A 4,146-nucleotide genomic window follows, 5' to 3' on the forward strand; every position below is an offset into this window, starting at 1 on the left:
GGCGATGAGCTCGTGCTCGCGCATCCGGATGACCCGCTCGATGCCGCGACGCTCGCGGTCGTGGTGGCGGCGCCCGCCCTCTACTTGCTCGGCAACCTGCTCTTCAAGCGGTCGATCGGCCGGCCGTGGCTGCGGTCACACCTTCTCGGCATGGCGGCCCTCACGTCGCTATGGCTCGCGGCGCCGCTCATCCCCGGCATCACGCCGCTCGCTCTCACGTGGATGGTCAACGGCATCGTCGCCCTCGTCGTCATCATTGACGAATACGTGTGGCCGACCGACGAGCACGACGAAAGCGCCGAAGCGGTCGCAATAGGCTGAGAGGGTGAGTAACCCCCACCACTGGATCGTGACACTCGTGTGCGACGACCGCCCCGGCATTGTGCATGCCGTCACGGGCGCCATCGTCGAGGCCGAGGGCAACATCACCGAACTGCAGCAGTTTTCGAGCCTCGGTTCGGGCCGCTTCTTCTTGCGCCTGCAGACCGAGACCCACGCCGACGAGCACGAGCTTCGTGCCGCCCTGCAACCGGTCATCGACCGCTATGGCATGGAGTGCCGCATCGACGCCGTGGGCCGGCCATTGCGCACGCTCGTGCTCGTGTCGAAAGCGGCGCACTGCCTCAACGACCTCTTGTTCCGGCAGCGCAGTGGGCACCTGCCCATCGAGATTCCCCTCGTGTTGGGCAACCACCCCGACCTCGCCGAGCTCGCGGCGTTCTACGACGTGCCGTTCGAGTCACGCGCCGTGACGTCGCCCGAGGAGAAGGCCGCGATGGAAGCGCGCATTCTCGAGGCCGTCAAGCAACACGACATCGAGCTCGTCGTGCTCGCGCGCTACATGCAGATCTTCTCGCCCGAGCTGTGTGCGGCGCTCGCGGGGCGAGCCATCAACATTCACCACTCGTTCTTGCCCGGCTTTAAGGGCGCCAACCCCTACGCGCGGGCCCACGCCCGTGGCGTCAAGCTCATCGGGGCGACGGCCCACTTCGTCACGAGCGACCTTGACGAGGGGCCCATCATCGAGCAAAACGTCACGCGCGTCGACCACTCACGCTCGGCCGACGAACTCGTCGTGATCGGGCGCGACATCGAGAGTCGCACCCTCAGTCAGGCCGTGCGCTGGTTTGCCGAAGACCGCGTGTTGCTCGACGGCCAGCGCACGATCATCTTCACGTAACGAACGTTCACTCAGCGTCGACGATGCGTATGGGGAAGTCTCAGCGAATCTCCACCGAGACCCGAGAGGCTAACCCCGAGTCGCTGTCCCGATCACGATTCGCCTAACCACCAGGAGCCACGTTGAGTCCCATGATTTCCGGCACCGCCCGCACCACGGCTGCTCGCATCGCCGTCCCCCTCGGGGTATCCGTCGCTCTGCTGGGAACCATCACAGGGTGCTCGACCGCAGCGCCCGCCGAACCCGCCGAGCCGGTCGACGCAAGTTACCGCGACGGCGTGTACCAGGCCAATGGCCCCTACGAGTCTCCGAATGGCGCGGAGAACATCATCGTCGTCATCGAACTTGAGAATGACATCGTCACCGACGTCGAGATCACGGTGAACCCCAACAACCCCACGACGGCTGACTTTCAGGGGCAGTTTGCCGATGGCATCGGCGACCTGGTCATCGGTGAAGACATCGACTCGCTCAATGTCACCGTTGTCGCCGGCTCGTCTTTGACGAGCAACGGGTTCCGTGAGGCCCTGAAGGCCATCAAGGCGGATGCCCTCGAGGGCTGACGCCGAGCCGACCGCTCTTTGGCCGACGAGGTTTGAGGCGATCGGCGCCCCGTGGCGAATCGGCATCGGCGGCCTCGACACCCCGGTGAGCTCGCTGGGCACGGCCCTCAATGCCGACGAGCTCGCTGCCGTGCTCGCCCGCATCGACCTGTTCGACCGTGACTGGTCGCGCTTTCGAGACGACTCGCTCGTGTCGCGCATCGCACGCGAGGCCGGGTCGTGGCGCTTGCCCGCCGATGCCGGGCCCATGTTCGCGCTCTATGAACAACTGCATGCGCTGACGGATGCCCGCCTCTCGCCGCTCGTCGGAGCCTCCCTCGAGCGCCTCGGCTACGACGCCGCCTACCGACTCACTCCCGCCGGAGCCCCGGTGCCCGCCCCGAGCTGGACCGACACCATTGCCCTGCGGCACACCGCCGAGGGGATTGCTCTCGACACGGTTGCTCCCGTGGTGCTCGACGTGGGTGCCGCCGGAAAGGGCTACCTCGTCGACATCGTCGGCGACCTGCTCGCGGCCCGCGGCGTGGGCGACACCGTGGTCGATGCGAGTGGCGACGTGCGCGTGCGGGGTGAGCGCAGCATCCGTGTGGCGCTGGAAAACCCGGCCGACCCCACCAAGGCGGTCGGTGTCGTCGAGCTGCACAATGCGGCCCTGTGTGCGTCGGCAACCAACCGTCGCGCGTGGGGCGACGGGCTGCACCACATCATCGACGCCGTCACCGGCCGACCGGTTGATAATGGCGTGATCGCGACGTGGGTCGTCGCAGAGAGTGCACTCGTCGCCGACGGGCTCGCAACAGCGCTGTTCGTCACCGAACCGGCGCGCCTGAGCGAGCAGTTTGCGTTCGAGTGGGTTCGATTGAGCAATACCGGGCGGCTCGAGGCGAGCCCCGGCCTTCGAGGGGAGCTGTTTGCATGAGAGCACGCATCGACGCGCTGACCGGGCGAGTGAGCATGTACCGCCTGGCCACCATCACGCTCGCGGTCGTGCTCGCGCAAGCGGTGCTCTTCGCGTTTCTTGATGCCATCGGGCCTGACCCCTTCGCTATTCTCGGCACGCTCGGAGTCGTCATGGTGGCGACGCTCGGCGCCAACGAGATCGCCGCTCGCCTCGCCCGCGTGGTGCCGCATCGCGAGTCGAGCGTCATCACCGCGCTCATCGTGACGTGCATCGTGCAGGTGAGTCTGACGACGCCCGCCCTCATTGCCGCGGCAGGCGCCGGCATCATCGCCGCACTCTCGAAATACCTCATCGTGTGGCGCGGTCGGCACCTGCTCAACCCCGCTGCGACGGGTGTTCTGGTTGCCGGCATCATCGGCTACTACGCCGGCCAAGGCGTGGGCTTCTGGTGGGTAGCCACGCCGGCCCTGCTGCCGGTTGTGGCAATCGGCGCCCTGCTGCTGCTCGACCGCACGCGCCGGCTCGACGTTGGCCTCATTTTCATCGTGCTCGCTGTCGTGCTCAGCGGCAGCCGCCTCGTCGTGACCGGCAGCGATCCGCTCGCCGCGGTTTCGACCGTGCTGCAGCTGTTCCCCATCGTCTTTCTCGCGGGCTTCATGCTCAGTGAGCCGCTCACGCTGCCGCCGCGGCGGTGGCAGCAATGGCTCACGGCGGCCGCGGTTGCCGTCGCGTTTTCGGTTCCCTTCAGCTTTGGGCCCATCTACCGCTCGCCCGAGCTCGCCCTCGTGCTCGGCAACATCGTCGCCTTCGCCGTCTCGCGCCGCACCGGCTTCTCGCTGCGGCTCGTCGAGCGTGTTCCGCTCTCGCCCTTCGCCACCGAATACCGCTTCGAACCGTCACGCCCCGTGCCGTTCGCCGCGGGGCAATACCTCGAACTGCACCTGCCGCACGCCGCCGACATTCGCGGACTCCGTCGCACGTTCACGATCGCGTCACCGCCCGAGCAGGCCGCAGCGGTCGACGCTCCGCGCATCGCGATCGGCATGCGCACTCCCGAGGGTGGCAGCTCGTTCAAGAAGGCCCTTGGCGCCCTCGAGCCGGGCAGCCGCGTGACGGTGACCCAGACGGCCGGTGACTTTGTGCTGCCTGCTGACGCGAGCATCCCCTTGCTCATGGTCGCCGGCGGAATCGGCATGACCCCGTTCGCGAGTCAGCTCGCGAGCCTTGCCGAGCGCGGCGAGCAGCGCGACATCGTGGTGGTCGTCGTCTCGTCGAACCCCGGCGAAGTGCTCTACCGCGAGGTGCTCGAGCGTGCCTCGGCCCGCACCGTTGAGCTGACTCCCGATCAATTGACGACGGATGCCCTGCGCGAGCACGTGCCCGACCTCGCCTCGCGGCGCGGGTACGTCTCCGGCGCGCCCGCGATCGTGGCCGCAGCCCGCACGGCTCTGCGCCGGGGTGGAGTGCGGCGCGTGCACACCGACTACTTCGCGGGCTACTAG

At 67.6% G+C, this 4,146-nt stretch carries 5 protein-coding genes; all 5 read left to right on the forward strand.

The window, feature by feature from the left end:
• On the forward strand, positions 1 to 321 hold a 321-nt coding region (locus tag SFU54_RS05300; protein WP_319015255.1), incomplete at its 5' end, for a low temperature requirement protein A.
• A gap of 4 nt (positions 322 to 325) precedes the next feature.
• Positions 326 to 1,180, forward strand: coding sequence for a formyltetrahydrofolate deformylase (gene purU, locus SFU54_RS05305; protein ID WP_319015256.1), 855 nt, complete (start codon positions 326 to 328; stop codon positions 1,178 to 1,180).
• Between the two features lie 131 nt (positions 1,181 to 1,311).
• On the forward strand, positions 1,312 to 1,743 hold the full coding sequence (locus SFU54_RS05310; RefSeq protein WP_319015257.1) for a hypothetical protein: 432 nt from the start codon (positions 1,312 to 1,314) through the stop codon (positions 1,741 to 1,743).
• Positions 1,727 to 2,662 (forward strand): FAD:protein FMN transferase, encoded by a 936-nt coding sequence (locus SFU54_RS05315; protein WP_319015258.1) that lies wholly within the window; start codon positions 1,727 to 1,729, stop codon positions 2,660 to 2,662. Before SFU54_RS05310 ends, SFU54_RS05315 begins: the two co-directional genes overlap by 17 nt.
• Entirely contained in the window at positions 2,659 to 4,146 is a 1,488-nt protein-coding gene (locus SFU54_RS05320) for an FAD-dependent oxidoreductase (protein ID WP_319015259.1), read from the forward strand. The genes SFU54_RS05315 and SFU54_RS05320 overlap by 4 nt, the downstream gene beginning before the upstream one ends.

This window comes from Microcella sp. (assembly GCF_033763155.1).
In the GTDB taxonomy this organism is placed as follows: Bacteria; Actinomycetota; Actinomycetes; order Actinomycetales; family Microbacteriaceae; genus Microcella.

Bases quoted from the DNA above. Each gene is read 5' to 3' on its own strand.
- SFU54_RS05320 (WP_319015259.1), top strand. From the start codon at position 2,659: ATGAGAGCACGCATCGACGCGCTGACCGGGCGAGTGAGCATGTACCGC.
- SFU54_RS05310 (WP_319015257.1), top strand. From the start codon at position 1,312: ATGATTTCCGGCACCGCCCGCACCACGGCTGCTCGCATCGCCGTCCCC.
- SFU54_RS05315 (WP_319015258.1), top strand. From the start codon at position 1,727: ATGCCCTCGAGGGCTGACGCCGAGCCGACCGCTCTTTGGCCGACGAGG.